Below are 661 nucleotides of genomic sequence, written 5' to 3' on the forward strand. Positions count from 1 at the left end.
CAATCAGACTATTTCTGTCAGCAATGCGAATATGCGGACCAATGCGTATGGAAATAACTATTCTGTGGCATCTGGTGCGGCAACTAGTAATGTTGCTGCAAGCGGCAACGGGGTTTCGGGTGGTGCCGTGAATATTTTAGGGCATCGTGGACAGATTATTGGTCAGACTAATGCGGGTGCATCGGGTTTAGCAATCGCGGCTGCAACAACGGCCCAGACGATGGCCACCAATATCAACAAGTATACCGATGCAACCGGTGTGACGGCGACTGCGCGTACCGAGGCGCAAGTAATCTTCGACACCGCCGGTAGTTATACACTGAATATCACCTCAGATAACTCCACTGCTCAAACTGTCACCTTTAGTCTTTCAAGCGTCGGCACTGCGGATGGCTTGAGTGCTGCGGTCACGGCAATCAACGATCAAGCATCAAAAACCGGCGTGACTGCGGTGGTCAATGAAGCTGGCTCGGGTATTGTTCTGGCTAATCAGACGGGTAATGATATTATCCTTCAAGATACGGCGACTGTAAATGCTGGTCTGGTGACCGTACAGAAGGCGTATCGTGACGGTAATGGCACCCTCACAACAGCAGGCGCTACTGCAGGCCTAACGGCTGACAATACGGCAAACTACACCAACACCAGCGGCTACGTTCAG

At 51.6% G+C, this 661-nt stretch carries 1 protein-coding gene; it reads left to right on the top strand.

Going from position 1 to position 661, the window contains the following annotated elements; all coding sequences use genetic code 11:
* Positions 1 to 31: 31 nt before the first annotated feature.
* A partial coding sequence (locus HUK38_RS14685; RefSeq protein ID WP_202985587.1) for a flagellin hook IN motif-containing protein occupies positions 32 to 661 on the top strand: 630 nt, incomplete at its 3' end.

Source organism: Thiospirillum jenense, from assembly GCF_014145225.1.
Taxonomy (GTDB): domain Bacteria; phylum Pseudomonadota; class Gammaproteobacteria; order Chromatiales; family Chromatiaceae; genus Thiospirillum; species Thiospirillum jenense.